The sequence below is a fragment of the Grimontia sp. THUN1695 genome (assembly GCF_059704325.2).
Genome location: NZ_AP046577.1, coordinates 2,229,797 through 2,254,066 on the forward strand (window position 1 = coordinate 2,229,797; position 24,270 = coordinate 2,254,066).

Annotated in this window: 18 protein-coding genes; 7 read left to right on the forward strand and 11 right to left on the reverse strand. The window is 50.2% G+C overall.

The features are described from left to right. Nucleotides 1-102: 102 nt before the first annotated feature. The 7 genes from deoD to prfC form a co-directional block, all read right to left on the reverse strand. Nucleotides 103-828, reverse strand: coding sequence for a purine-nucleoside phosphorylase (deoD, locus tag AC6IB1_RS13735; protein WP_497567122.1), 726 nt, complete (start codon nt 826-828; stop codon nt 103-105). A gap of 94 nt (nt 829-922) precedes the next feature. Beyond that, nucleotides 923-2,143: a phosphopentomutase gene (locus AC6IB1_RS13740; protein WP_497567123.1), complete on the reverse strand. Its 1,221-nt coding sequence runs from the start codon at nt 2,141-2,143 to the stop codon at nt 923-925. Nucleotides 2,144-2,153: 10 nt separating this feature from the next. Beyond that, nucleotides 2,154-3,485: a thymidine phosphorylase gene (deoA, locus tag AC6IB1_RS13745; protein WP_497567124.1), complete on the reverse strand. Its 1,332-nt coding sequence runs from the start codon at nt 3,483-3,485 to the stop codon at nt 2,154-2,156. 70 nt (nt 3,486-3,555) lie between these two features. After that, entirely contained in the window at nt 3,556-4,329 is a 774-nt protein-coding gene (gene deoC, locus AC6IB1_RS13750) for a deoxyribose-phosphate aldolase (protein ID WP_497567125.1), read from the reverse strand. Between the two features lie 578 nt (nt 4,330-4,907). Beyond that, nucleotides 4,908-6,179, reverse strand: coding sequence for a NupC/NupG family nucleoside CNT transporter (locus AC6IB1_RS13755; RefSeq protein WP_497567126.1), 1,272 nt, complete (start codon nt 6,177-6,179; stop codon nt 4,908-4,910). Between the two features lie 184 nt (nt 6,180-6,363). Continuing rightward, nucleotides 6,364-7,149, reverse strand: a complete 786-nt coding sequence (locus AC6IB1_RS13760; protein ID WP_497567127.1) for a TatD family hydrolase — start codon at nt 7,147-7,149, stop codon at nt 6,364-6,366. Between the two features lie 85 nt (nt 7,150-7,234). Continuing rightward, on the reverse strand, nt 7,235-8,824 hold the full coding sequence (prfC, locus tag AC6IB1_RS13765; RefSeq protein WP_497567128.1) for a peptide chain release factor 3: 1,590 nt from the start codon (nt 8,822-8,824) through the stop codon (nt 7,235-7,237). Between the two features lie 450 nt (nt 8,825-9,274). Here prfC and AC6IB1_RS13770 point away from each other — a divergent pair, with 450 nt between their 5' ends. The 7 genes from AC6IB1_RS13770 to AC6IB1_RS13800 all read left to right on the forward strand — a co-directional run bounded on the left by AC6IB1_RS13770 (nt 9,275) and on the right by AC6IB1_RS13800 (nt 22,247). Next, nucleotides 9,275-14,593 carry a retention module-containing protein gene (locus tag AC6IB1_RS13770; protein ID WP_497567129.1) on the forward strand — a complete coding sequence of 1,773 codons (5,319 nt, stop codon included), beginning with the start codon at nt 9,275-9,277 and terminating at the stop codon, nt 14,591-14,593. A gap of 86 nt (nt 14,594-14,679) precedes the next feature. Then, entirely contained in the window at nt 14,680-16,857 is a 2,178-nt protein-coding gene (locus tag AC6IB1_RS13775; RefSeq protein WP_497567130.1) for a type I secretion system permease/ATPase, read from the forward strand. Beyond that, complete coding sequence (locus tag AC6IB1_RS13780) at nt 16,850-18,232, forward strand: HlyD family type I secretion periplasmic adaptor subunit (RefSeq protein ID WP_497567131.1); 1,383 nt, start codon at nt 16,850-16,852, stop codon at nt 18,230-18,232. The genes AC6IB1_RS13775 and AC6IB1_RS13780 overlap by 8 nt, the downstream gene beginning before the upstream one ends. A 19-nt stretch (nt 18,233-18,251) precedes the next feature. Beyond that, nucleotides 18,252-19,658, forward strand: a complete 1,407-nt coding sequence (locus tag AC6IB1_RS13785) for a TolC family outer membrane protein (protein ID WP_497567132.1) — start codon at nt 18,252-18,254, stop codon at nt 19,656-19,658. Further along, nucleotides 19,658-20,251, forward strand: a complete 594-nt coding sequence (locus tag AC6IB1_RS13790) for an OmpA family protein (protein WP_497567133.1) — start codon at nt 19,658-19,660, stop codon at nt 20,249-20,251. Before AC6IB1_RS13785 ends, AC6IB1_RS13790 begins: the two co-directional genes overlap by 1 nt. Nucleotides 20,252-20,312: 61 nt before the next feature. Further along, nucleotides 20,313-20,735 carry a hypothetical protein gene (locus AC6IB1_RS13795; protein WP_497567134.1) on the forward strand — a complete coding sequence of 141 codons (423 nt, stop codon included), beginning with the start codon at nt 20,313-20,315 and terminating at the stop codon, nt 20,733-20,735. A 42-nt stretch (nt 20,736-20,777) separates the two neighbouring features. Beyond that, nucleotides 20,778-22,247 (forward strand): EAL domain-containing protein, encoded by a 1,470-nt coding sequence (locus AC6IB1_RS13800; protein ID WP_497567135.1) that lies wholly within the window; start codon nt 20,778-20,780, stop codon nt 22,245-22,247. A 51-nt stretch (nt 22,248-22,298) separates the two neighbouring features. Here AC6IB1_RS13800 and rimI read toward each other — a convergent pair whose 3' ends face one another. The 4 genes from rimI to ubiT form a co-directional block, all read right to left on the reverse strand. Next, a complete protein-coding gene (rimI, locus tag AC6IB1_RS13805) occupies nt 22,299-22,745 on the reverse strand; it encodes a ribosomal protein S18-alanine N-acetyltransferase (RefSeq protein ID WP_114995917.1) in 447 nt (148 codons plus the stop codon). Continuing rightward, a complete protein-coding gene (locus AC6IB1_RS13810) occupies nt 22,735-23,130 on the reverse strand; it encodes a DNA polymerase III subunit psi (protein ID WP_497567136.1) in 396 nt (131 codons plus the stop codon). The genes rimI and AC6IB1_RS13810 overlap by 11 nt, the downstream gene beginning before the upstream one ends. A gap of 118 nt (nt 23,131-23,248) precedes the next feature. Further along, on the reverse strand, nt 23,249-23,752 hold the full coding sequence (locus AC6IB1_RS13815) for a GNAT family N-acetyltransferase (protein ID WP_497567137.1): 504 nt from the start codon (nt 23,750-23,752) through the stop codon (nt 23,249-23,251). Then, nucleotides 23,736-24,263 (reverse strand): ubiquinone anaerobic biosynthesis accessory factor UbiT, encoded by a 528-nt coding sequence (ubiT, locus tag AC6IB1_RS13820; RefSeq protein ID WP_497567138.1) that lies wholly within the window; start codon nt 24,261-24,263, stop codon nt 23,736-23,738. The genes AC6IB1_RS13815 and ubiT overlap by 17 nt, the downstream gene beginning before the upstream one ends. Nucleotides 24,264-24,270 lie beyond the last annotated feature (7 nt).

A 24,270-nucleotide genomic window follows, 5' to 3' on the forward strand; every position in this document is an offset into this window, starting at 1 on the left:
GGCCGCTAACAAAAGAAAACCCCGCTTGAAAAAGCGGGGTTAGTCAGCAATCTGAAAGGATGGCCAAAGCCATCCTTTTTCATTGCGGTCTGTCAGCAGGCTTTACGCTTCTTCTGCGTCACCCAGCAGAACAGATTCCAGTGCGATTTCAATCATCTCGTTGAACGTGGTTTGACGCTCTTCAGAGGTCGTTTGCTCGCCAGTTTTGATGTGGTCAGACACAGTACAGATAGTCAGTGCTTTCGCGCCGTATTCCGCTGCCACACCGTAGATACCTGCGGCTTCCATTTCCACACCCAGGATGCCGTACTTCGCCATGGTGTCGAAGAATTCTGGTTCTGGAGAGTAGAACTGGTCTGTTGAGAAGATGTTACCCACACGTACGTTGATGCCTTTTGCTTTCGCTGCATCTACCGCGTTGCGGGTCATGTTAAAGTCTGCAATCGCTGCGAAATCGTGGCCGCCAAAACGGGTACGGTTGATTTTCGCATCTGTAGACGCGCCAACACCGATGATCACTTCACGCAGTTTTACGTCTTCACGTACTGCACCGCAGCTACCCACGCGGATGATTTTCTTCACGCCGAAGTCTTTGATCAGCTCAGTCGCGTAGATTGAGCAAGACGGGATACCCATACCGTGGCCCATAACAGAGATCTTACGGCCTTTGTAGGTACCGGTGAAGCCGAACATGTTGCGAACATCACAAACTTGCTTTACGTCTTCCAGGAAGGTTTCTGCAATGTATTTTGCGCGCAGCGGATCGCCTGGCATCAGAACTACATCTGCAAAATCACCCATTTCGGCATTGATATGTGGAGTTGCCATTTTTTATTTCCTTTTGATCAAATGTCGGCCGTAACCGATGCTTATCGGGTCGCAGCGCACTTCGTCAGGCTGCGACCGGAATTTAATGTGGGAATTACAGGAAAGATTTTCCGTATTCCATGTCAGACGTACCGAAGTACGCCGCCAGAGACTGGCCAATGTCTGCGAAGGTGTCACGGCGGCCCAGAGAGCCTGCTTTTACTTGCTTACCATACACCAGCACAGGAATGTGCTCACGGGTGTGATCGGTACCTGTCCAGGTTGGGTCACAGCCGTGGTCTGCCGTCAGGATCAGGATATCGTCATCACGCAGCATCTCGATGATCTCAGGCAAGCGCTTGTCGAAATACTCGAGTGCGGCAGCATAGCCGGCCACGTTGCGACGGTGGCCATACTGTGAGTCGAAATCAACGAAGTTAGTGAAGATGATTTGGTTGTCACCCTCTTCCTGAATTGCTGCTTTTGTTGCGTCAAACAGGGCTTCCAGACCCGTTGCTTTCACCTTCTTGGTGATGCCGCAATGTGCGTAAATATCGGCAATTTTACCGATAGACACCACGTCCCCGCCTTTTTCATCAACCAGCTTTTGCAGCACGGTCGCTGAAGGTGGCTCAACAGACAGGTCACGGCGGTTGCCGGTACGCTCAAACTGACCTTTACCCGGACCGATAAACGGACGCGCAATCACACGGCCAATGTTGTAGTCTTCCAGCTCTTCACGGGCAATCTGGCAAAGCTCCAGCAGGCGATCCAGACCGAAGGTTTCTTCATGACAGGCAATCTGGAATACCGAGTCTGCTGATGTGTAGAAAATCGGCAGGCCGGTTTTCATGTGCTCTTCACCCAGATCGTCAAGGATCTGGGTGCCTGATGCATGGCAGTTACCCAAAAAGCCCGGCAAACCGGCGCGCGCCAGAATGCGGTCGGTCAATTCTTTCGGGAAGCTGTTTTCTTTGTCGGTGAAATAACCCCAGTCAAACAGCACAGGGACACCGGCAATTTCCCAGTGACCGGATGGCGTATCTTTACCGGAAGAAAGCTCAGCCGCGTGGCCGTAGGCACCGATGATCTCAGCGTTTGGATCCAGACCTTCCGGGAAGTAGCCTGATGACTCTTCACACGCTTTACCCAGCCCCAGTGCATTGAGGTTGGGCAGCGTTAACGGGCCCTGGCGGTCGTCATTGTTTGCATTACCCGCTGCACACGCTTTCGCGATAGAACCCAGAGTGTTTGCGCCCACATCACCAAATTTGTGGGCATCTTCAGTTGCACCGATCCCAAAAGAATCCAGTACCAAAATAATCGCTCGTTTCATGATCGCCTCCTTAGACGTCTTGTGGGCCGATCTGACGGTACACTTCAGGGGTGGCTTGTGGCGCTTCATCTTCGATGCGCATCGCAGCCTGAAGTTCTGCTGCAGCCTGTTGCCATGCTGCTTCATCCTTGGCATGTACTACCGCCAACGGCGTGGTGCTGTCAACGTGCATCCCTAAACGGATAACATCGCTAAAGCCCACAGAATAATCAATAATATCACTTGCAACACGGCGTCCACCGCCAAGGCCAACGACAGCCATGCCTATCGCACGGGTGTCCATCGCGGAGACAAACCCCGCGCGGCTGGCAAACACAGGTTTCACTACGTTTGCTGTTGCCAGATATTTACTATAGTTCTCAACGAAATCGAGCGGGCCGCCCAGGCCTGCTACCATCTTGCCGAAACACTCTGCCGCCTTGCCGTTATCCAGCACGGCTTGCAGTTTGTTCATGGCTTCGTCTTTGTCTTTCGCCAGGCCACTGATGATCAACATCTCTGCGCAAAGCGCCATAGTGACAGCATACAAGCGAGGATTACGGTATTCGCCTGTCAGGAACTGTACGGCTTCTTTCACCTCAAGTGCATTACCCGCACTTGATGCCAGCACCTGGTTCATGTCAGTCAGCAGTGAACTGGTCCGGGTGCCTGCACCGTTCGCCACAGCAACGATGGTTTTCGCCAGCTCTTCGGATTTTTCGTACGTCGGCATAAAGGCACCTGAGCCGACTTTTACGTCCATCACCAGCGACTCCAGACCTGCTGCCAGTTTCTTCGACAGGATGGAAGCAGTGATCAGGGAAATATTGTCGACGGTCGCAGTCACATCACGGGTCGCGTACACGCGCTTGTCCGCCGGTGCCAGATCGCCGGTCTGGCCGATAATCGCTACACCCGCCTCTTTGGTCACCTTGCCGAAAACGTCGTTGGTCGGCGTGATGTTATAACCCAGAATCGCTTCCAGTTTATCCAGCGTACCGCCGGTATGACCCAGACCGCGGCCTGAAATCATGGGTACATAGCCCCCGCATGCGGCGACCATTGGCCCAAGCATCAGGGACGTCACATCGCCCACACCGCCGGTGCTGTGTTTATCGACAATAGGACCATCAAAATGCATGTGTGACCAATCAATCACCATGCCTGAATCACGCATTGCACAGGTCAGTGCCACACGCTCATCCATGGTCATGTCATTGAAGTACACTGCCATGGCAAATGCGGCAATCTGTCCTTCAGAAACCGTCTCTTTCGCAATGCCCTGGATAAAGAAGTTAATTTCTTCAGACGTCAACGCAATGTTGTCGCGCTTCTTTCTGATGATTTCCTGGGGAAGGTACATAATCGACCTCACAAACTGGGTATCAAAAACAGGGGGAACCAGAACAGTCAGCCCCCCCTAGGGAAAGTGCCTAGTAGCCACCTTCCGCCGCTTTTTCGCCTTCACCCAGCGTGTGAAGCAGGTTCGCCAGCAGGCTTGATGCGCCGAAACGGTAGTGTGCGCTGTCTGCCCAGTCGCTACCCAGAATACGATCTGCCATCGCTAGGTACGCTGCTGCATCTTCTGCCGTGCGCACGCCGCCAGCCGGTTTGAAACCAACCTTGTCTGCAACGCCCATTTCTTTGATAACGGTCAGCATGATTTCTGCGGCTTCTGGGGTCGCGTTGACGGGCACTTTACCGGTAGAGGTCTTGATAAAATCTGCGCCCGCTTCGATAGAGATTTCAGATGCGCGTTTGATGAGTGCTGCGTCTTTCAGCTCACCGGTTTCGATGATCACTTTCAGCAAAACGTCGCCGCATGCAGCTTTACACTGTTTCACCAGCTCAAAACCGGTTTTTTCATCGCCTGCGATCAGGGTGCGGTATGGGAAAACCACATCCACTTCGTCCGCGCCGTATGCCACTGCCGCCTTAGTTTCAGCCACGGCGATCTCGATGTCGTCGTTACCGTGTGGGAAGTTGGTGACAGTTGCAATTTTGATGTCAGGTGTGCCTTGTTCACGAAGCTGTTTCTTCGCAACAGGGATAAAGCGTGGATAGATGCAGATAGCAGCAGTGTTACCTACCGGGGTTTTCGCGCTCTTACACAGTTCGATCACTTTCGCGTCTGTGTCGTCGTCGTTCAGGGTGGTCAAATCCATTAGTTTAAGGGCACGAAGCGCTGCTGCTTTTAGATCGCTCATGACTTTCTCCAGTCGTAAATATTCAAAACCAAGTAACAGGCTATGCGACGCGTTGATCGACATAACCTGATGAGCGGACTTGGCTCCTTGAAGTTTGGTGCCTTGCGTTGTCAGCACCAATCAACATTCCTTGTTGGCCGCACACCCTTTTGGCATCTCGCCGGGTGCCAACCTGACAGGAAGCACTACGTTGCTCTTCGAGTCAGGTTTGATGTTTCACTTTCCGCTGCCTGTGAAACAGTAATGAAATTAGTGAAAGGCCATCACTGAAACTTTGACAGCATTCACCAATTTTATCAATCTTCCCAGAGCCAAACCAGACGTTAACTATTTATGTTGAAAATACTTTGTTCCCTGCTCTGGAAACCTTGGCAACACTATCAGTTTTCCAGACACACTATATGTCGCGCCTGACCAAAGCTATGTCTTATTTCCTGAAGAGCTGGCTTCACCTCGTCGATCATATATCCATCAACCAACCTGCAGGGCCGGATTCAGGTTGTTTGAGTACATAACGTCGAGGCGAAAAAAAACCGCCTCACAGGGAGGCGGCTTTTGGGTTTTCTTTTACTTGATGCTTACATCGCAGCCAGAGTCAGGAAGAAACCAGCGATAGTTGCACTCATCAGGTTAGACAGGGTACCTGCACATACTGCTTTCACACCGAAACGTGCGATGTCGTGGCGGCGCGTTGGCGCGATGCTACCCAAGCCACCCAGCAGGATTGCGATAGAAGACAGGTTAGCGAAGCCACACAGTGCAAACGAGATGATTGCAGCAGTTTTCGCGCTCATTACTTCACCGGTTGCCGCAACCACTTGTGGTGCGTCACCAACGTAAGGTACGAAGTTCAGGTAAGCGACGAATTCGTTCACCACCAGTTTCTGGCCGATGAAAGAACCCGCCAGATCCGCTTCAGCCCATGGCACACCGATCAAGAATGCCAGCGGCGCAAACGCTTTCCCCAGCAACCACTCCAGTGTCAGGCCTTCGATGCCAAACCAGCCACCGATGCCAGACAGCATGCCGTTGATCAGTGCAATCAAACCGATAAATGCCAGCAGCATTGCACCGATGTTCAGTGCCAATTGCATACCGGAAGATGCACCGCCCGCTGCTGCGTCGATAACGTTCGCAGGCTTGTCTTCTTCTTCATCAGCGTCTTTGCCGAATTGCTCAATGGGCTCATCCGTTTCTGGCTTGATGATTTTCGCGAACAGCAGACCACCCGGTGCCGCCATAAACGATGCTGCAATCAGGTACTCCAGAGGAACACCCATCGCTGCGTAACCCGCCAGTACACCACCGGCTACTGATGCCAGACCACCACACATTACTGCGAACAGCTCTGACTGGGTCATTTTTGGCACGTATGGGCGTACAACCAGTGGCGCTTCAGTCTGGCCAACGAAGATGTTTGCCGTTGCAGACATAGATTCCGCGTGAGAAGTACCCAGCACTTTACGCAGTGCACCACCCAGAATACGGATAACAAACTGCATGATACCCAGGTAGTACAGCACGCTGATCAGCGCAGAGAAGAACACAACGGTAGGCAGAACCTGAAACGCGAAGATAAAACCGATACCTTCAACAGAAAAGTTCACCAGGCTACCGAACAGGAAGCCGATACCATCTTTACCATAGTTAATGACGTTCTGTACCGCGTTTGACATGCCATTCAAAATGGCTTGGCCAGCAGGTACAAACAGGATGAAACCACCCAGAACAAACTGGATGACAAACGCACCGCCAACGGTACGTAGGTTTATCGCTTTGCGGTTGTCAGATAGCAGCACTGCGATACCCAGCAGCACAACCATCCCTACAATGCTCATAATCAGGCTCATAAAAGGGGTTCCTAAAAAAATCTTGGCGTCTCGACAAATTGGGAGTGTTATTCCGGCGGCGATTATACGCATGGGACAGGTTGCGAAGGAATGCATGAATCACACTTAATGTGAAAAATTCGGTGTAATTCACTCAAAAAGGTGACAATGGTCTATTTTTGTGACCTATGCACGACAAAACCGCTCAGTCAAGCGCTGCATAATCAGCATCTAAGACAAAATATCTTGTCGAGTTTTGTGATGTTACATGAATAATTTCTTCGACAGGCAGATGTTTGAGATGAGCCAGTGTTTGTGCAATAAGTAGCATTCTTTCCGGCAAATTAGGCTCTCCCTGATAGCCAAAAACAGGCATATCTGGTGCATCTGTTTCTAACACCAATGCATTCAAGGGTAAGTTTTTCACTGCATTCCGTGTTTTGTTCGCCCGTTCATAGGTAATAGTGCCCCCAATACCCAGCAAAAAGCCCCGCCGAATATAGCTGAGTCCTATCTGTTCACTGCCACTGAATGCGTGTAACACCCCTTTTACACCAGAAAACCGATTCAGGATTTGCAGCAGTTCATTGTGAGCTTTCCGGCAATGTAGAATTATCGGCAACTGGTACTTTTCAGCCAGCTTGAGCTGCTCGGTTAAAAACCACGTCTGGCGCTCTGGATCGGCATTCTCTATGGCAAAATCCAGGCCGCACTCCCCGATGGCCACACAGCCTTTAGGCGACTCTGACAAAAACGCATCCAGCTTTTCAATATCGTCTTTGTGGTGCGACGCCATCCAGACAGGGTGCAACCCAACTGCATAAGACACCTCTGGAAATGACGCTGCCAATGTTGCCACTCTGTCCCAGTTTTCCCTTGCTACTGCAGGCACGATAAGGTGCTGGATACCAGCATCGGTTGATCGCTGAACCCAGTAGGCCGGATCATCGGAGAAAGGCGGGAAATCAAAATGGCAATGGGTATCAATCATAGTATTAATGCCTGAACTTAGCCTCTCTATAGAGAATACAAGAAAGCCGTCCCGAAAGACGGCTTTCTTTATCACCTTGCAGGTATTAGTGCTCGCGCGTTGCGCGGAAGATTACATCAGGATGGCGCTCTTGGGTCAGACTTAGGTTGACCATAGTTGGCGCGATGTAAGTGAGGTTATCACCCCCATCCAGTGCCAGGTTGGTCTGGTTCTTACGCTGAAATTCATCCAGCTTCTTCGCATCACTGCATTCCACCCAGCGCGCCGTTGCCACGTTAACAGGCTCATAAATCGCCTCAACGTTGTATTCCGACTTCAGGCGCGCAACCACTACGTCAAACTGCAGCACACCCACCGCACCTACAATCAGGTCATTGGAGGTCATTGGGCGGAACACCTGTACCGCGCCTTCTTCAGACAGCTGTACCAGCCCTTTCAGTAGTTGTTTCTGTTTCAGCGGGTCACGCAGGCGAATACGGCGGAACAGTTCAGGCGCAAAGTTTGGAATGCCCGAGAATTTCAGGTCTTCGCCTTGGGTGAAAGTATCACCAATCTGGATAGTACCGTGATTATGAAGACCAATGATATCACCGGCATAGGCTTCCGCTGCACGTGAGCGGTCACCCGCCATGAAGGTTACCGCATCAGAAATCGATACCGTCTTACCGATACGAACATGCTTCATTTTCATACCCTGGCTGTATTTGCCCGACACAATACGCATAAAAGCAATACGGTCACGGTGTTTCGGATCCATGTTCGCCTGGATTTTGAATACGAAGCCAGAGAATTTATCCTCGCCGGCTTCAACTTCGCGCTCATGAGCCTGACGCGCCAGTGGAGCAGGTGCCCACTCGGTCAAGCCATCCAGCATATGATCAACGCCGAAGTTACCCAGCGCCGTACCAAAGAATACCGGTGTCAGCTCGCCTTTCAGAAACAGTTCCTGATCGAACTCGTGCGATGCACCCAGCACCAACTCCAGCTCTTCGCGCAATTGCTCTGCCAAGCTCTCGCCCACCGCTTCATCCAGCTCCGGGTTATCGAGACCTTTGATGATGCGGGAGTCCTGAATAGTATGACCCAGACCGGTTTGGTACAAAATCGTTTCATCGCGGTGAATGTGATAAACACCCTTGAACTCTTTACCACAGCCAATTGGCCATGATACCGGCGCACACGCGATATTCAGCTCACTTTCCACTTCATCCATCAACTCCATAGGGTCACGGATGTCGCGGTCAAGTTTGTTCATAAACGTTACGATCGGCGTGTCACGCAGACGGGTAACTTCCATCAGTTTACGGGTACGATCCTCAACACCTTTCGCCGCATCAATGACCATCAGGCAAGAATCAACGGCTGTCAGGGTACGGTAAGTATCTTCGGAGAAGTCTTCGTGCCCGGGGGTATCGAGCAGGTTCACCAGACAGTCGTTATAAGGGAACTGCATGACCGAGGTGGTCACCGAGATACCACGCTCTTTTTCCATCTCCATCCAGTCAGACTTGGCATGCTGGTTAGAGCCACGGCCTTTCACCGTACCGGCTGTCTGGATTGCGCGTCCAAATAACAACACTTTTTCAGTGATGGTGGTTTTACCGGCATCCGGGTGCGAGATAATCGCAAACGTACGACGTTTGCCGACTTCTTGCTGAAGTGGAGAGTTTGACATGCTTAAGCTTTTCCGCGTTAAACAGCGAACGGTTAAAAAGGGAAGACCGCACGCAGTATAGATGAATTCAGATCGGCAGGTATTTTGTACGATCTCTGGTTAAGACTCAACGCCAGGCGGAAAAAACCTTATTCCATCACCCCAGAAGAAAATTTTCCAAGAAAAACAAGTGCCCATTTGGACCATTGCCAATATCTAAATAATGGTACATCAACCCATCACCCTTGGTCGCTTTTTGAACAAGAACTCATCAGGAAGCAATAAAATATTGATCTTAGTTCAGATCTTTAGTGTTGAGAAATATAGCAAAATTACAATTTGCATCACTTTTTTAGCAATTTTATTTAACATCAAACTACATGGTGAGCTCAATTGCATAGTATTGTGGATGATGTATATGCATCATGATTGATGCAGATTATTTATTTTACCTTTCGCAGGAAGAGATTCATGGATTCGATTATCACCAAACAGGCTGCAAAAGTCATTTCGGCAAACGGCGACGCATTCGTCAAAGTGAACGGGAAAGATATTCCTATCACTGACACTTTAGCTCTGAACGCCGGCACTGAAATCTTTCTCCCTGAAGGTGCCAACGCACTTCTATCTCTCGAAGATGGAAGCCTGCTGCCAGTCGGTGAACAAGACTCTCCTGCGCAAGATATTTTCGACACCCCCATCGACGATGAAATCGCGGCTATTCAGGCATTGATTGAAGGCGGCGCTGACCCGACGGAAGTATTAGAAGCCACTGCTGCTGGTGGAAACGCTGCATCCGGTGCAGGCTCATGGGGATTCCAATCTATTAGCCGCACGGGTGATGAAACCATCGCCCAGGCAGGGTTTGAGACAGAAGCAGCAGAAAGAAGCTTTTTCACTGCACGTGAGGTACGTGAGGATAGTGACTCCAGCAACGTGACCGTCACCGTCACCCCGGAGAACGACCCGACCGTCGTGGTCGACGATACCGCCACCACTCAAGAAGACACCGCCATTGTCATTGACGTTATCGCCAACGACACCGATGTCGACAGCAAGTCGCCCGTGGAGACCGTCACCCAGGGTGCCAACGGCACCGTGACCATCAACAGCGACGGCACCGTGACCTACACGCCGAACCCGGATTTCGTTGGGGAAGACACCTTCACGTACACCAACGCCGAAGGCAACTCCGGCACCGTAACGGTCACCGTCGGCGACACCACGGCGACGTCCGCACCAACCGTGCTCATCGTCGATGACGGCAACCCAGGCGATGCGCTGCTCACCAAGGACGAGATTGGTAATGACAACGTTCAGGTTGAAGTGGCTGTGAACCATGACGACCTGGTCGATGGCGGCAAGGTCAACCTGACCATCAACAACGGCGGCACCATCGAGAACGTCGAGCTGACCCTGAACGGCAACACCCTGAGTGATGACCGTTTCAGCTACGACAACGGCACCATCTCCTTCACCGAGAACACGCCGGCTGACGGCCAGAGCATCACGGTCACCGCAACCCAGACCGACAAGGCGGGCAACGAGTCCGGCGAAGGTAGCGACACCGCGACCGCCAACGTCAGCGATGAAGGCACCGGCACCACACCGCCTCCAGGGCCGGAAGACACCGCCTTCGTCGTCATTGACGTCTCTCAAACCTCCCGTCAGGAAGGTCAAGAGCCCACCATCACCTACACCGTAAAACTGGTTGATGCGAGTGGGGCCCCAGTTTTGGATATACCAAAAGATGTGGTCATTTCTCTAAATTGGAATTTGGGAGATCCTGGCTCACTTTCTTCTGATGACTTTGCAGTCATTCCGACGCTTCCGGATTCTGTGACATTGAATGCCCACAATCCAACTAAAGAAATTGTTTTAACGGTCAAAGATGACCTCTTTGATGAAGGCATAGAGTCGCTCACCGCCAACATCACCGTTATCAATGACCAAGGCCAGTTTGAATCCATTCTGGAAGGTCAGTTGACGGAAAACGGCCCTGTCGCCGGTGAAGCCTCTGCCACGGCTGAAATCATTGATAACGACACAGCGCCTGTTGCCCGAGATGATTACGATGACAGCCGCAAGCAAAACCTGTTCACCGAGTCATTCGAATTGGAAGGCACGCCAGCAGAGGGGATTGGAAAAGAAGGGAAGTGGATCGTTGTAGAAAACACCTACAATGACTGGGAAGTAACTAACGGCCTAGAAATTCAAACCGGCAACGTGGGTGAAAGCAGTCCATCTCATGGGAACAACCATGCAGAGTTAGATAGCCATGGAAGCGTTAATACAGGTACAACCATTACCCGAACCTTAGATGGCGAGACTGACTCTACTTATACCCTATCGTTTGATTTCAAACCTCGTCCAAACCACGAGGCTGACAGTGATATAAAATTTACTTTTGGCAACTACACCTATTCCGTGCTTGTGGATGCGTCAGGCGTGATTAGTATTCACAGCGAACAACCAAACTCACCAACAGTGTTGATATCTGAATCAACAAACGGCTGGTACACCATCACTGCGGAATACAACACAGAGGATGAGAGCGGCATTGAGCTTACATTTGCCAATGGCGATAACACCAATGACAACACTTATGGCGGGTACATTGACAATATATCTGTTGACAAGGTAACCCCTTACTCGATGAATGAGGATGACGCCAACATCAAAATTCCTCTCAGCGAGATATTTGACAATGACTTTGACCCAACCAACAGCACCTCCATCAAGATGATAGAAAGTGCTCTTAGCGTTATTGATGGAGATGGAAGCGTTGAAATTGTGCAGGAAGGTGAAATTTATTACGTGAAGTTCACGCCAAATGAGGATTTTGCTGGTCCTGTAAAAATCGCCTATCAGGTAGAAGACGGTGGTGTTAAGTCTAACGCAGCCAACATCCATATCTACGTGAATGCGGTGATAGCTGGCGATGATAGTTTCACGACGAATAAAACGGACGTTATTACGGGTACGCTTTGGGGTGGAGAGAATGCTGATTTTGACCCTGAAGGCGATGATTTTTCCATCACCCATATCAGTACAACCGCTATCTCTGGACTCACCCCCGAACCAGCATCTGATCAGGAATTTGGTGGCTACTACAAAATAGATAACATTGAGGGTGGCACCCTGTATGTCAAACCAAATGGTGAATTCAAGTTCGTTCCAGATGAAGTGGGTGCTAACAATGAAGTCTCGTTCGAATACACCATCAAAGATGAGCGCGGAGACACAGACACCGCAACCGTCACTATTAATGTGAAGGATATTGTCACTACGCCACCGCAGGTATTAACAGTATCTGGCGTTCACACTGAAGTGAGTGAAGAAGGCCTTACTGGCGCTAATGTTGAAGCGGGAGAAAATCCGACGGCTCAGCAAACTAACATCGATATCATTGTATCTGACGTTGAGCTCATCGATGGATTCACAGGATACCAAGACATCAAGGTTAGCTTCGCGTCCGTCCAAGTGGATGGCGCTAATCAACCTGTTTTCGCTACCGGCGACAATACTATTGGCCGCCTAATTTCAGGTGGTGAAGTGGTTCAATGGAAATTTGGTGGCCAAAATGGCGATGACTACACAACACTGATTGGCTTTACGAGTGAAGGCGATGCGCTCACCATTTCACTGACACAAGGCGTAGGATCAGTAATGCCGTCCTACAGCGTTATACTTCACAAGCCGATTGATCACCCTGATACCAATAGCGAAGATACGTTAGGCGCACTCAAGCCGCAAATCGTTGTTGAGGGGCAAAATGAACTTGCGGGCAAAGTGACAGCAAATACTGATGCGTCACTGTCAGTGAGCATTCATGACGATATGGTGGATATGTCAGCCTCCCAAACCACAGTGACCGCTCAATTAACTCAAGCACAAACAAATGGGACTGTTAACGTCTTCCAAAACTATGATGACAGCACCCACATTTATGACCTGAACGGCAAGACCACCATCAGCTTTAGCGCTGAAGGACCGGGAGACGATGTCACACCATCTTGGAACAATGGTCAAGGTCTCGGGGTTGCAAGTTCGATGGGGACAAACAACAAGCACGAGATCCAATCTACTTCTGCTGAAGCTGAAACGCTTATTGGCTCTTTGGCTCAGGATGATGTTGCATACAACTTGTCGCTCTCACTCTACAAGCTCAATGACAGCACAGCCTTGATGCATGGCAGTAAGCCTGTCTTCGGCATTGTGACTTTCTACAAAGAAGGGGTACCTGTCGCGTCATACTCTTTCGACAAAGGAGACGTAACTTACCATGGTCCTCAAGCTGCCGATGTGCACTTTGATGTACCTACAGGATTTGATGAGTTCCGAATTACTCCAACCCAAGGCAGTGATTTCACTATTAAAGGTGTCGATGTTGATATGACGCAGGATGGGAGCATCTACGCCCACGCCAGTGGTCAAATCGATGTTCAATACGGTGCTGACGGTGCGGGCGCTTCGCCTGCTATTACTCAATTCGACTCAATCGAAGGCAACACTAGTATCTATAGCTTCTCACAAGTTTCAAACACTCACTGGCAGGTAACCTTAGGCTCAGGCGCTGCGGCGATAGTTGTCGGCGATTTGCAGCTTGACACCTCTGGCAGTTGGAGTTTCGAACAACTTGCGCCAATTACTGAGGAGTTGAACTTCAAAGTGGTGGCCAGTGACAGAGACAATGATACCGATGATGTTACGGTGACGATTGTCCCTGCAGGCACCAGCAATAAGATTGAAACGGGTGATTCCAACGACACGGTCAAGCTGCACTCTGGCTATGGAAACATAGACATGATTGACACAGGAAGTGGTTCACCAATCAAAGTCAATGGCCACGTTATCTTTGACGGCGCCGGCCCAGGGCTAATTTCAGTGGACCAACTCAATGGCGTAACCGGACTGACCAACCCTGCTCTGGATAAACTGCCAGAGGGCGAGCAATTTGTTTCAAATTCCAGCGATGCTATTTACACCTATGGTGGCAATGACCATGTTGAAGGTGGCGCGGGCGATGATTGGATTTATCTTGGCGACAGCGGCGATAACGCCGGATATAGCGAAGAGGAAATGCTTGGTTTTGTCGCAGCTTCAGAGTCCGAGCTTTTCACACTATCCTCAAGCTCAGCGGAGCTGGAAGATGGTACGTTAAACGCATCGTACCAAGCATGGGCGGATGTCGCACAAGGTGGTAAAGGCAACGATACCATTTTTGGTGAAGATGGAACGGACATCATCTCTGGTGGTACAGGCGAAGATCGGTTGTTTGGTGGCTCTGGTAGCGACGCTTTGAGAGGCGGCTCCGGCGATGACATCTTAGATGGAGGCACAGGCAATGACTGGCTCCGCGGCGATGCAGGTAATGACACGCTAATCGGTGGTGCTGGCGAAGATGTTTTTGTCTGGGGAAGTGCAGATTCGGTCGAAGGAGAACTGTGGGTTGATACCGTTAAAGACTTCAACACGTCAGAAGACAAACTACATTTGACCGACCTTCTCGTCAAAGAAAGCGGTGATGCTGTTGATATCAGTAAGATCGTTTCGTTTGAGGAAGTCGGAGAAGACGGCAATAAGTCACTCGTTCTGAATCTCGACCTGAACGGTGATAGCAGTGTTGACCAAAAGATTGTGTTGGATGGCCTATCACTGGATAACGGTTCAGTGCAAATCAACACACTCTACTCTGAAGGTAAGGGCACGTTGACACTGACACAGTCAGGTGAAACTTCTTCAATTACTTTCCAACCACTGGTTGAACAGCAAGAACCACAAGATTAACAATAGCCCTAAAGACATCGGCCATTCGGCCGATGTCTTATTTGGCTTTTGTTATTAATTGTTTACGTTTTTATAGAGAGAAATAGGTGACTGACGCAGCAATTGCCGAACGCAAGCCGCAGCAGTGGCGCATTAGTGCGTCAACGCAAGCGGTGGACGACCCGTTGTTAGATTGCTTGGTATTTTTGACTGAGCACTATGGTTCGCCGTGCTCGGGGGATGCCTTAACAGCAGGTCTCCCGATGACTGACGCCCTGCTGACACCGGATCTGTTTCCTCAGGCGGCAGCCCGTGCAGGGTTGACCGCCAAACTTTCCCGCCGACAATTGAAGGCACTGCCAACGCTTTTATTGCCTTGCATACTTCTTTTAACTGATAAAAAAGCCTGTATTCTCAGGGAAGTTAGCACCGAAGAAGGCACGGCACTCATCCAAACCTCTGAAACCGGTGGTGAGGAAGACATGCCACTGGCAGATCTTGAAGCCATGTATACCGGTTATACGTTTTTAGTTAAACGTCAGTATCGTGGTGACAACAGCGTCGATCTGCACCTTCACGACACAAAAATCCATTGGTTCTGGCAAACAGTGAAAGATGCCTCTCCGATTTACCGCGATGCATTGATAGCGTCAGTGCTGGTGAATATCTTCGCACTGGTTTCACCGCTGTTTGTGATGAATGTGTATGACAAGGTAGTGCCTAACCTCGCCTTTGAATCCCTGTGGGTACTGGCAACCGGTGCGCTAATTGCCTTCAGCTTTGATTTTCTGATGAAAAAGATGCGCTCTTATCTGATTGATATTGCAGGTAAGAAAGTCGATATCATCGTGTCATCACGTTTGTTTGCCCGTCTGATGGGGATTCCACTGGAAAAACGTGCCAAAAGTGTTGGCGGCATGGCTAAGCAACTGGGTGAGTTTGATGGCATCCGGGACATGCTGACCTCTGCCACCATCACCACCTTGGTCGATTTACCCTTTGCTCTCTTTTTCTTGTTTGTCATTTATCTCTTTGCCGGAGATCTCGCTGTTGTCCCGGTCGTGGCAGGTATCCTGATTATTGGCTATGCCCTGTTTGTTCAGCCAAAACTTAAAGCAGCCATTGAAGAATCAAACAAATACGCCAGCCAAAAGCACGGACATTTAATTGAAAGCCTCTCCGCACTCGAAGGCATAAAAGCCAATGTGGCGGAAGGTATCGTTCAGAAAAGCTGGCAACAGATGACCGCACACACAGCAAACTGGAACCTCAAGGTGAAGCAAATCACCAACTCAGTCTCCTATTTTGCGTCTTTCATTGTCCAGATAACGTCAGTTGCCGTGGTTGTCCTGGGTGTCTATCGCGTCGCTGACGCCCAAATTACCATGGGCGGGATTATTGCTGCTGTGATGCTTTCCAGCCGCGCTGTATCACCAATGGCGCAACTGGCAGGCCTTATGAGCCGCTGGAACCAGACCCAATCAGGTATGCGCCAGCTTAATGCCATGATGGATCAGGAAGATGAATTTGCAGATAAAGGCCACCTGATCAGTCGTAAGCGTTTAAAAGGCGATATCTACGCTGACAACATTGGCTTTCGCTATCCGGAGTCTGAAAAAACGACCCTTCACCCCACCAGCTTTACCATCAATGCCGGTGAAAAAATTGCCATTCTGGGCAAAAACGGTACTGGCAAGAGCACCCTTATCAAAATGCTGGCAGGCCTTTACCAACCAACAACTGGCAGCTTACGTTTCGACGGCGTGGATGCAAAACAGATCCACCCAGCAGATCTGCGTCGCAATGTGGGTTATTTGGCGCAGGATGTAACGCTTTTCCACGGTACGATACGCGAAAATATTATGTTCGGTACCAGACAGGTGACAGAGCATCAATTAATACGTGCTACGCAACTTTCTGGGGTGGGAACGTTCACCTCTCAGGACAGCGAAGGACTCGATAAGCAAGTCGGTGAGCGCGGAGAAGCCCTTTCCCGGGGCCAGCGACAGTCGGTTGCCCTTGCCCGTGCACTGCTCAATGACCCGCCCCTGTTAATCATGGACGAGCCCACCGCGAGCCTCGATGCCCACGCAGAAAACCAGTTTATCCATGCCATGAAGTTCGCTTCAAAAGAGCGCACCTTGGTGATGATCACCCACAAAATGCCGCTGCTTCAATTGGTTGACCGCGTCATTGTGATGGATAAGGGGCGTATTATGATGGATGGACCAAGGGATAAGGTGCTGGAGCGTCTGAATGCTAATGCTGGAGGGCAGAATGACTAATGCGCTCAAGCATGATGACATTGAAATGACCGATGACGTCTACGGTGCCATGCTGGCTGATGCACCAGTGCGCTACCGCTTGGTTATCTGGGGGGTATTTGCTTTTTTTATAGCCATCATTACATGGGCTGCTTTTGCTTCCCTAGATCGCGTTACACGTGGTGAAGGCAAAGTTATTCCTTCTTCCCAGGTGCAATTAATACAAAGTCTGGATGGCGGCATTTTGCAGGCTATGTATGTGCAGGAAGGCCAGTTGGTGAAGCAGGGAGAGCCATTGGCACGTATCGATGACACCCGTTTCCGCTCCGATTTTGCCCAGCAGGAAGAAGAGGTCTCCAGTCTACGTGCCAATATCATTCGCATGCGCTCAGAACTACGCAGTATTAAGCTGTCTCCTGCAGCCCCAAACTGGCGGGAGCAAATTGCCATCACCCTGTCGCCACTTGAATTTCCCTCCGAACTTGAAGAGTCAGAGCCGGCATTAATTGAAGGTCAGCGTCAGGAATACGAAGGCCGTCTGTTGGATCTCAAAAACCGTCTCGAAATTCTGGCTCGTCAGATTTTGCAAAAGCAGCAAGAAAGCCAGGAAGTTGAATCGAAAATCCGCACCCTGTCAGACAGCTTCGGCCTGATAAAGCGTGAACTCAAAATTACTATTCCACTGGCGAAAAAAGGCATCGTTTCAGAAGTTGATCTGCTCAAACTCGAACGCCAGGTCAATGACCTCAAAGGAGAATTGGACTCCCTTCGCCTGATACAACCAAAAATCAAAGCAAGCGTTGATGAGGCCATATTAAAACGCCGCGAGGCTGTACTTGCTTTCAGCAATGAAACCCGGGCCAAAATGAGTGAGCTGGAAACCCGTTTTTCCCGCCTGTCACAGGCCCAGGTCGGGGCACAGGATAAGGTAGACAAAGCGGTTATCACCGCTCCTGTCACTGGCACCATCAAAACCATTCACATCAATACCCTTGGTGGCGTCGTACAACCGGGTGTTGATTTGATAGAAATCGTCCCTGCCGAGGTTCAGCTTCTTATCGAAGCCAAGATCGCACCGAAGGATATCGCGTTCCTGCACGCCGGCCTGCCTTCTGTTGTCAAGGTAACAGCATACGATTTCACGCGCTATGGCGGCCTTAATGGCACATTGGAACATATCAGCGCGGACACCACGCAGGATGAAGAGGGTAACAGTTTTTATTTGGTGAGGATCCGGACAGAAAAATCCAGTCTGGAGAAAAAAGATGGCAGTGAACTGCCAATCATCCCGGGCATGTTGACTTCTGTCGACATCATTACCGGTAAGCGGACAGTGCTGGAATATTTACTGAATCCGATACTGAGAGCGAAAGAGTCTGCGCTTCGAGAGCGCTGATAATAACAAGGAGAGAGTAATGAAAAACAGTGTTGGCCATTCGCTCAGAAGAAGTGTCGCTGCCCTGGCAGTCGCGGCGACTTTACTTCCTACAGCAGCGGCTGCTCAATCACTCGAGCAGGCAGTAGCAACAGCCCTCGATACCAACCCGAAAATCCGGCAGGCATTCAATCGTTTTAAGGCAAGCGAAGAACAGATTCATCAAGCCAGTGCAGGTTATTATCCAACCATCGATTTTGATGCCGGTATTGGCCGTGAATGGACAGAGAGCCCTTCAACCAGACGGGATGCTGCCAATTTTGATACTGACGAAGAAATAGAAATGACCCGGCACGAAATCGGCGTATCGCTTCAGCAGGTACTTTTCAGCGGTTTCCAAACCACCAATGAAATTAAACGCACGACATTCGAAGCAAGCGCTAACCAATGGGCGCTTTACGCCACAGCGGAAGATTTAGCCCTGGAAGTTGCCCGCGCATACCTTGAATTCCTGCGAGCTGAACAGATTGTAGTGCTTGCCGAACGTAACCTCGAAAGCCACCAGATCATTTATGAGCAGGTGAAACAGAAAACCGATTCAGGGCTAGGCTCAACTGCAGACCTTTCTCAGGTGACAGGCCGCCTCGCCCGCGCGCATTCAAACCTTATCTCTGCACAAAATAACCTGTCTGATGCCAGAATTTCCTATCAGCGTATCGTAAACCGCACACCGGAAGACACCCGTATCCCAGTGCCAGATGCCGTGATGTTGCCAACCTCGCTGGAATCGGCGATGGAAATGGCTAAAGCTGCCCATCCAACATTGAAAGCTGCCGACAGTGATATCAGTGCTGCCAACGCCCAGCGTGAAGCAGCAAAAGGTAATTATTACCCAGAGGTCTCTTTTGATCTTTCTGCAAGCTGGGATGACAACCTTGACGGTAACGATGGCACCTCCCCAGGAAGCAGTTTGGATGTCGGCGGCAACAATGACGAAATCCTCGCCATGGTACGTGTCAACTACAACCTGTTCTCTGGCGGTGCAGACAAAGCCCGTGAGCGCGAAGCGGCTTATAACATCAATGAATCAAAAGCGATTCAGCTCAATGCCTATCGCGATATTGAAGAAGGCACCACGCTGGCGTGGAATGCCCGCGTATTCCTGAAACAGCAAATGCAGTACCTTCGCCAGCACGTTGAGGCGGCAACTGAAACCCGAAATGCCTATGAAGATCAGTTCAAGCTAGGCCAGCGCACACTGATTGATGTACTGGATGCTGAAAACGAACTGTTCCAGGCACGCCGCGAGTATCTCACGGCAGAATACGACGATCTTATTGCTCAGTACCGGTTGCTGAATGCAACAGGCCAATTACTGGCATCATTGCGCGTCACTACCCCTGAGGTTTGGCAAGGAGACGAAAACGACGAAGGAGGTGTTCAATAATGAAAAAGACACTCGCTATTGTTTCTATTCTGCTGCTGGCAGGCTGTAGCTCACAAGACATTGTCACAATGCAGGACACCTCTCCCCAGGTGAATGACCTTCGTGATCTGGATTATGACGGCGTCATCAATGCCCGCGAAAAGTGTAACGAAACACTTCGTGGCGCAGCAGTCGACAACGATGGTTGCCCTCGCGATAAGACGGTGAAGCAAAGCTTTCGCCTGAATGTGGCATTTGCCAACGACTCGTCCGCCCTGCGTCCCAGCAACTACGCAAAACTCGAACAGTTGGCGGACTTTTTGGATGACCAGCGAGATGCCCATGTCACTATTGAAGGGCATGCGAGCAAGGTGGGTAATCCAGACTACAACTTGTCGCTATCACAGCGCCGTGCAAATGCCGTCGCCCGGGCATTAATTAACGACTTCGGCATTGCACCATCCCGTGTCGATGCCATTGGTTATGGGGACACAGAGCCTTTGATTGATGAAGACTCTGAATATGCACACGATGTAAACCGCCGCGTCATGGCAACCCTGTCAGGAAGCTACAGCACGACAGACATGCGCTGGACAATCTTTACGGTCGAATAAACGGTATAGGCCGGTCTTACCGACCGGCCTCTTTTTATCGTGCGCTAACAAGAGACGCTCTATGTTTGAAAAACGCCTGCCCAATGTGTGGATTTATGCCTTTGCCCTACTACTGATATTGCTGTCGGTGCTTGCTCAGATAACTGTCAGTGTAAATGAACAGCAAAAGCAGCTTTCGTTGCGTGCAGATGCTGCGCAAACCCAACTGACCCAAGTGCTTCCTGCCTTTGTTGCTTACTACGATACGGATTCGATTCAAAGGATTGTGAAAGCTAGCCTATCCAATGAGCTCAACACCATTGCGATCACCGACCTTGTTACTGCAGAGAAAACCAAGTGGTCCAGCCCAGAAACGTCTGTAAACACCCTCTGGTTTGAAGCAGTGATGGGTATCCAGCCTGTCAAACGTACCTTTCCCCTGGTTCATGAAGGCTCAGACATTGCCTCACTGACATTGACGTTTTCACCACATGCCGCCAGCTAGGTTGTTGCCAGAGAGGTTAACCAGTTTTCCCTGATACTTGGGATGGCTGTTGTGATTTTGCTGATCGCTTTCACTGTTATGTTTAACCATAGCAAGAGGGCAATTAAACGCGTTACCAGAACACTCGACAGGCTCTCCGAGCAAGATTTTACATCACCGCAGGCAAAGCAACGTTCTGGTGTTAAATCGCTGGATATGGCACTGGATAACCTCGCAAGCCACATCCAACGGATGATACTGTCCTTACATAAAGAGTTGAAAGCCCTGAATAACAGCCTGATGTATGATCCCGTATCAGGCCTGCCCAACCGCCAGTACTTTATCCACCAACTGGGCAGTTGGATGGCAGAGGAAGACGGTGTTCCCGGCGCCGTTTTTATCGCTAACATGTCCTGGCTGGATATTATTTACCGTCGTTACGGCTATGTGGCACGCGATGAAACCTGGCAACTGTTGGCTGGTTCACTGCAATCGGCATTCCGTGCTTATCCCAATGCCTGCATCGCCCGCCTCAGTGACACCGAAATCGCCCTGATTTTGCCGCAAAGCAGTGAAGAACAATGCCAACAAGGCCTGCACACCCTGATCAGCACCCTGAATAACGAAGTCACCATGGCAGGATTTAATACCAATGAAGGTTTCCACATTGGCGTAGTGCATGGTCATGGGCTTCCCGGCTCACAGTTGCTGTCCCTTGCTGACAATGCCTTGCAACGTGCAATCAAGCAGCATGATGTATTCGTGTTTAACCGCGCTTCCGAGGAGCAAGTGATTGACCGTGAAACCTGGCGTTCACTGCTCAATGACGCACTGAAAAACAAGGCGATACGCTTGCTGGCACAACCGGTTTACCCCCTGTCTGGCAACAAAAATATTGCACTTCACCGGGAGATTTTTACTCAGGCAAATATCGAAGGAAACTGGCAATCCGGCGGACGCCTAATGCCTTATATCCAGCTATTCAAAAAGGGCGCAGAGTTTGACCGCCTCATCGTTGAGCATCTGGTAGATTTACATAACGCATTCCCCATCACAGAAACTGTCGCCCTCAATCTGACCAATGACAGTATGGAAAGCCGCGAATTTCTCAATTGGCTACAGACGTTGCTGACAACCACTTTGCCAGCGAACAAGATCTGCTTTGAAATCAGCGAAGCGAGCGCACGCAACAACCTGGGCGCCTGCATTGCCTTCAGTGAAGGGATCCGAAAAGCCGGCGCGAAGATTGGCATTGACCACTTTGGCCGCTACCTGCAGGAAGTCGAATACCTGACCGCACTGAAGCCGGATTACGTCAAACTGGATCACGCGTTCAGCCAAGATCAGAATGCCCAAAGTCGCCTTTTTATTGACATGCTGGCCAACATCGCAGAATCACAGGATATCACCGTAATTGCCACTGGCGTGAAAGATGAAGAAAGTAAGACAAAAATCAATATTGATGTCATCGACGCTTACCAGGGGTTTATCCACCCGCCGTGCGTTTTGCCGCAACACGAGCAAACGGCCTAATGAAGAAAACCCGCAATCCAGCGGGTTTTCTTTCGTTCACTCATCCGGTTTCTACTCAAACCAGTAACTCATAATGAGCGCATCCTCGCGACCAGTGGCCGAGGGATAATAATCATACCGCCGGTCAAATTCATTAAAGCCAAGCGATTCATATAACCTGATGGCTGCCTTGTTGCTTTCACGCACTTCCAGCCAGGCTTCCTCCCCACCCATCTCTTTCATACAATCGAGGAAAGCTTGCAGCAAGATTTTGCCATATCCCTGCCCCTGATAATCCGGTGAGACAGCAATATTGAGCAAAGAGGCTTCTCCTGCGACACATTGGGCAAAGAAATACCCTACCAGCGTCTGGTTAACCACCAGCACACGGTTACAACCAAACTTGGATTCCGGTTTTCTTAACAGGCTTTCAGCCCAAGGGTGGCTGTGGGCCGCCTGCTCGATGCGCACGACGTCATCCAGCCACTGGCTGTCCATAGGAAGAATGTCAGGATTCATATCTTTTTATCTGTTGCCAAAGCGATTTTTTCGCCCCCTGATCTTTATCAAGTACAGCCAGTGAAGGCGATGTCAGGGTGTTCACTCCATCCAGATTCACCGCACTTACCCCGGCAAACCAACACCACACTAATTGATGTTCCCCCAGCAGTCCAAGTGCCTGTGGCGGTAAATGAAGCGCCTGTTCCGGTGTCAGTTTCATGCTGGCAAGCACTTTACCAAACAACCAGGCGTCCTGCCCGGAAGGCACATGCTCAGACACCAGCAACAATTGGCAGCTTTCAGGCAATGAAATGGTTTTTGGGGTGACATCTGGAAAACATTCCGGTCGGCGGATATCCCAAACCGTAATGCCCATTTCCTTTAATCGTTGCAGATCGTTCATGCCAGTCTCACTCACTTCCATCCGGGAGAGATGCTATCAAACCACAGCAATAAACAACACCAAGTAAAAGAGCCGCACATGCAGCCCTTTATAAAATGTGGGGGTTTATTGTTGAAGGTTATAACGCGTCAAACTCTGCACAATAGGAAACCAGACCTTGGGCGGTATTGAAAGCATCCTCTACAAATTCAAACGCCATAAAAGCGCCAGCTGGTACATCCCACTTACATCTCAGGCCTAATTCTTCCGCCGGTTTAAAGCCAAAACAGGAATAATAAGCCGGATCGCCCAGCACCACACATGCCGGATAACCAAACTCATTCAGGGTATCAAAGCCTTCACGAACCAGGTGAGCTGCAATGCCTTGCCCCCGGTAATCTGGATGGACACAGAGCGGAGCCAGCCCCTGAATGCCTGTATCTACACCACCAACCAATACGGGGCTAAACATCAGGTGTCCTACCACCTCGCCTTCATCATTGCAGGCAACCAGAGACAAGGTATTGTGGCCATTTTCACGCAGCGCTTTCACCAATTTCGCTTCAGCGTCGGTCGGGAAAACCTGTTTGAGCAACCTGTCGATAGCTAGCTGATCAGCAAGCGCTTCAGATCTTATGAGCATAATGGACCTCGTTAACAGAAGGGGGCGATTGTAGCCCTTTTTGCACGAAATCTGCCAATGAAAACAGAACTTGGCGCATCGCGGTGGGCAACGACTCCAGATCCACGCTGTCCATCAAGTTTTTGACTTCCAATCCCAGCTCAGTGTCCCCTTCGATCACCAAACGGCGCTGGAAAAACAAGGTATCAGGATCTTCCTTACGTGCAGCAATCAGGATCAGGTCGTTGATATCGCCACTGAAGCGTACATCCGGTGTTTCAATGTCATGGCACACCACCAGCTTTTCATTTTCATAGCTGATAAAGCTTTTAAAGCCGATATCGCGTACATGCACTTCCAACCAGCGATCTTCAAGAAACTCAAACTCACCATCATCCAGCGCCTCACGAAAAACACGTTTCAGGGCTTCCAACATCACTTTTTGTTGGACAGACACAGGCGTAAGCTTAACGGGAAAGCGCAGGAAATTGGGGGCCTGTTGAACCAGCATTGAATGAAGTTTATCGAACAAAGTGGGA

Bases quoted from the DNA above. Each gene is read 5' to 3' on its own strand.
- deoD (WP_497567122.1), bottom strand. From the start codon at position 828: ATGGCAACTCCACATATCAATGCCGAAATGGGTGATTTTGCAGATGTA.
- AC6IB1_RS13740 (WP_497567123.1), bottom strand. From the start codon at position 2,143: ATGAAACGAGCGATTATTTTGGTACTGGATTCTTTTGGGATCGGTGCA.
- deoA (WP_497567124.1), bottom strand. From the start codon at position 3,485: ATGTACCTTCCCCAGGAAATCATCAGAAAGAAGCGCGACAACATTGCG.
- deoC (WP_497567125.1), bottom strand. From the start codon at position 4,329: ATGAGCGATCTAAAAGCAGCAGCGCTTCGTGCCCTTAAACTAATGGAT.
- AC6IB1_RS13755 (WP_497567126.1), bottom strand. From the start codon at position 6,179: ATGAGCCTGATTATGAGCATTGTAGGGATGGTTGTGCTGCTGGGTATC.
- AC6IB1_RS13760 (WP_497567127.1), bottom strand. From the start codon at position 7,149: ATGATTGATACCCATTGCCATTTTGATTTCCCGCCTTTCTCCGATGAT.
- prfC (WP_497567128.1), bottom strand. From the start codon at position 8,824: ATGTCAAACTCTCCACTTCAGCAAGAAGTCGGCAAACGTCGTACGTTT.
- AC6IB1_RS13770 (WP_497567129.1), top strand. From the start codon at position 9,275: ATGGATTCGATTATCACCAAACAGGCTGCAAAAGTCATTTCGGCAAAC.
- AC6IB1_RS13780 (WP_497567131.1), top strand. From the start codon at position 16,850: ATGACTAATGCGCTCAAGCATGATGACATTGAAATGACCGATGACGTC.
- AC6IB1_RS13785 (WP_497567132.1), top strand. From the start codon at position 18,252: ATGAAAAACAGTGTTGGCCATTCGCTCAGAAGAAGTGTCGCTGCCCTG.
- AC6IB1_RS13790 (WP_497567133.1), top strand. From the start codon at position 19,658: ATGAAAAAGACACTCGCTATTGTTTCTATTCTGCTGCTGGCAGGCTGT.
- AC6IB1_RS13795 (WP_497567134.1), top strand. From the start codon at position 20,313: ATGTTTGAAAAACGCCTGCCCAATGTGTGGATTTATGCCTTTGCCCTA.
- AC6IB1_RS13800 (WP_497567135.1), top strand. From the start codon at position 20,778: ATGGCTGTTGTGATTTTGCTGATCGCTTTCACTGTTATGTTTAACCAT.
- rimI (WP_114995917.1), bottom strand. From the start codon at position 22,745: ATGAATCCTGACATTCTTCCTATGGACAGCCAGTGGCTGGATGACGTC.
- AC6IB1_RS13810 (WP_497567136.1), bottom strand. From the start codon at position 23,130: ATGAACGATCTGCAACGATTAAAGGAAATGGGCATTACGGTTTGGGAT.
- AC6IB1_RS13815 (WP_497567137.1), bottom strand. From the start codon at position 23,752: ATGCTCATAAGATCTGAAGCGCTTGCTGATCAGCTAGCTATCGACAGG.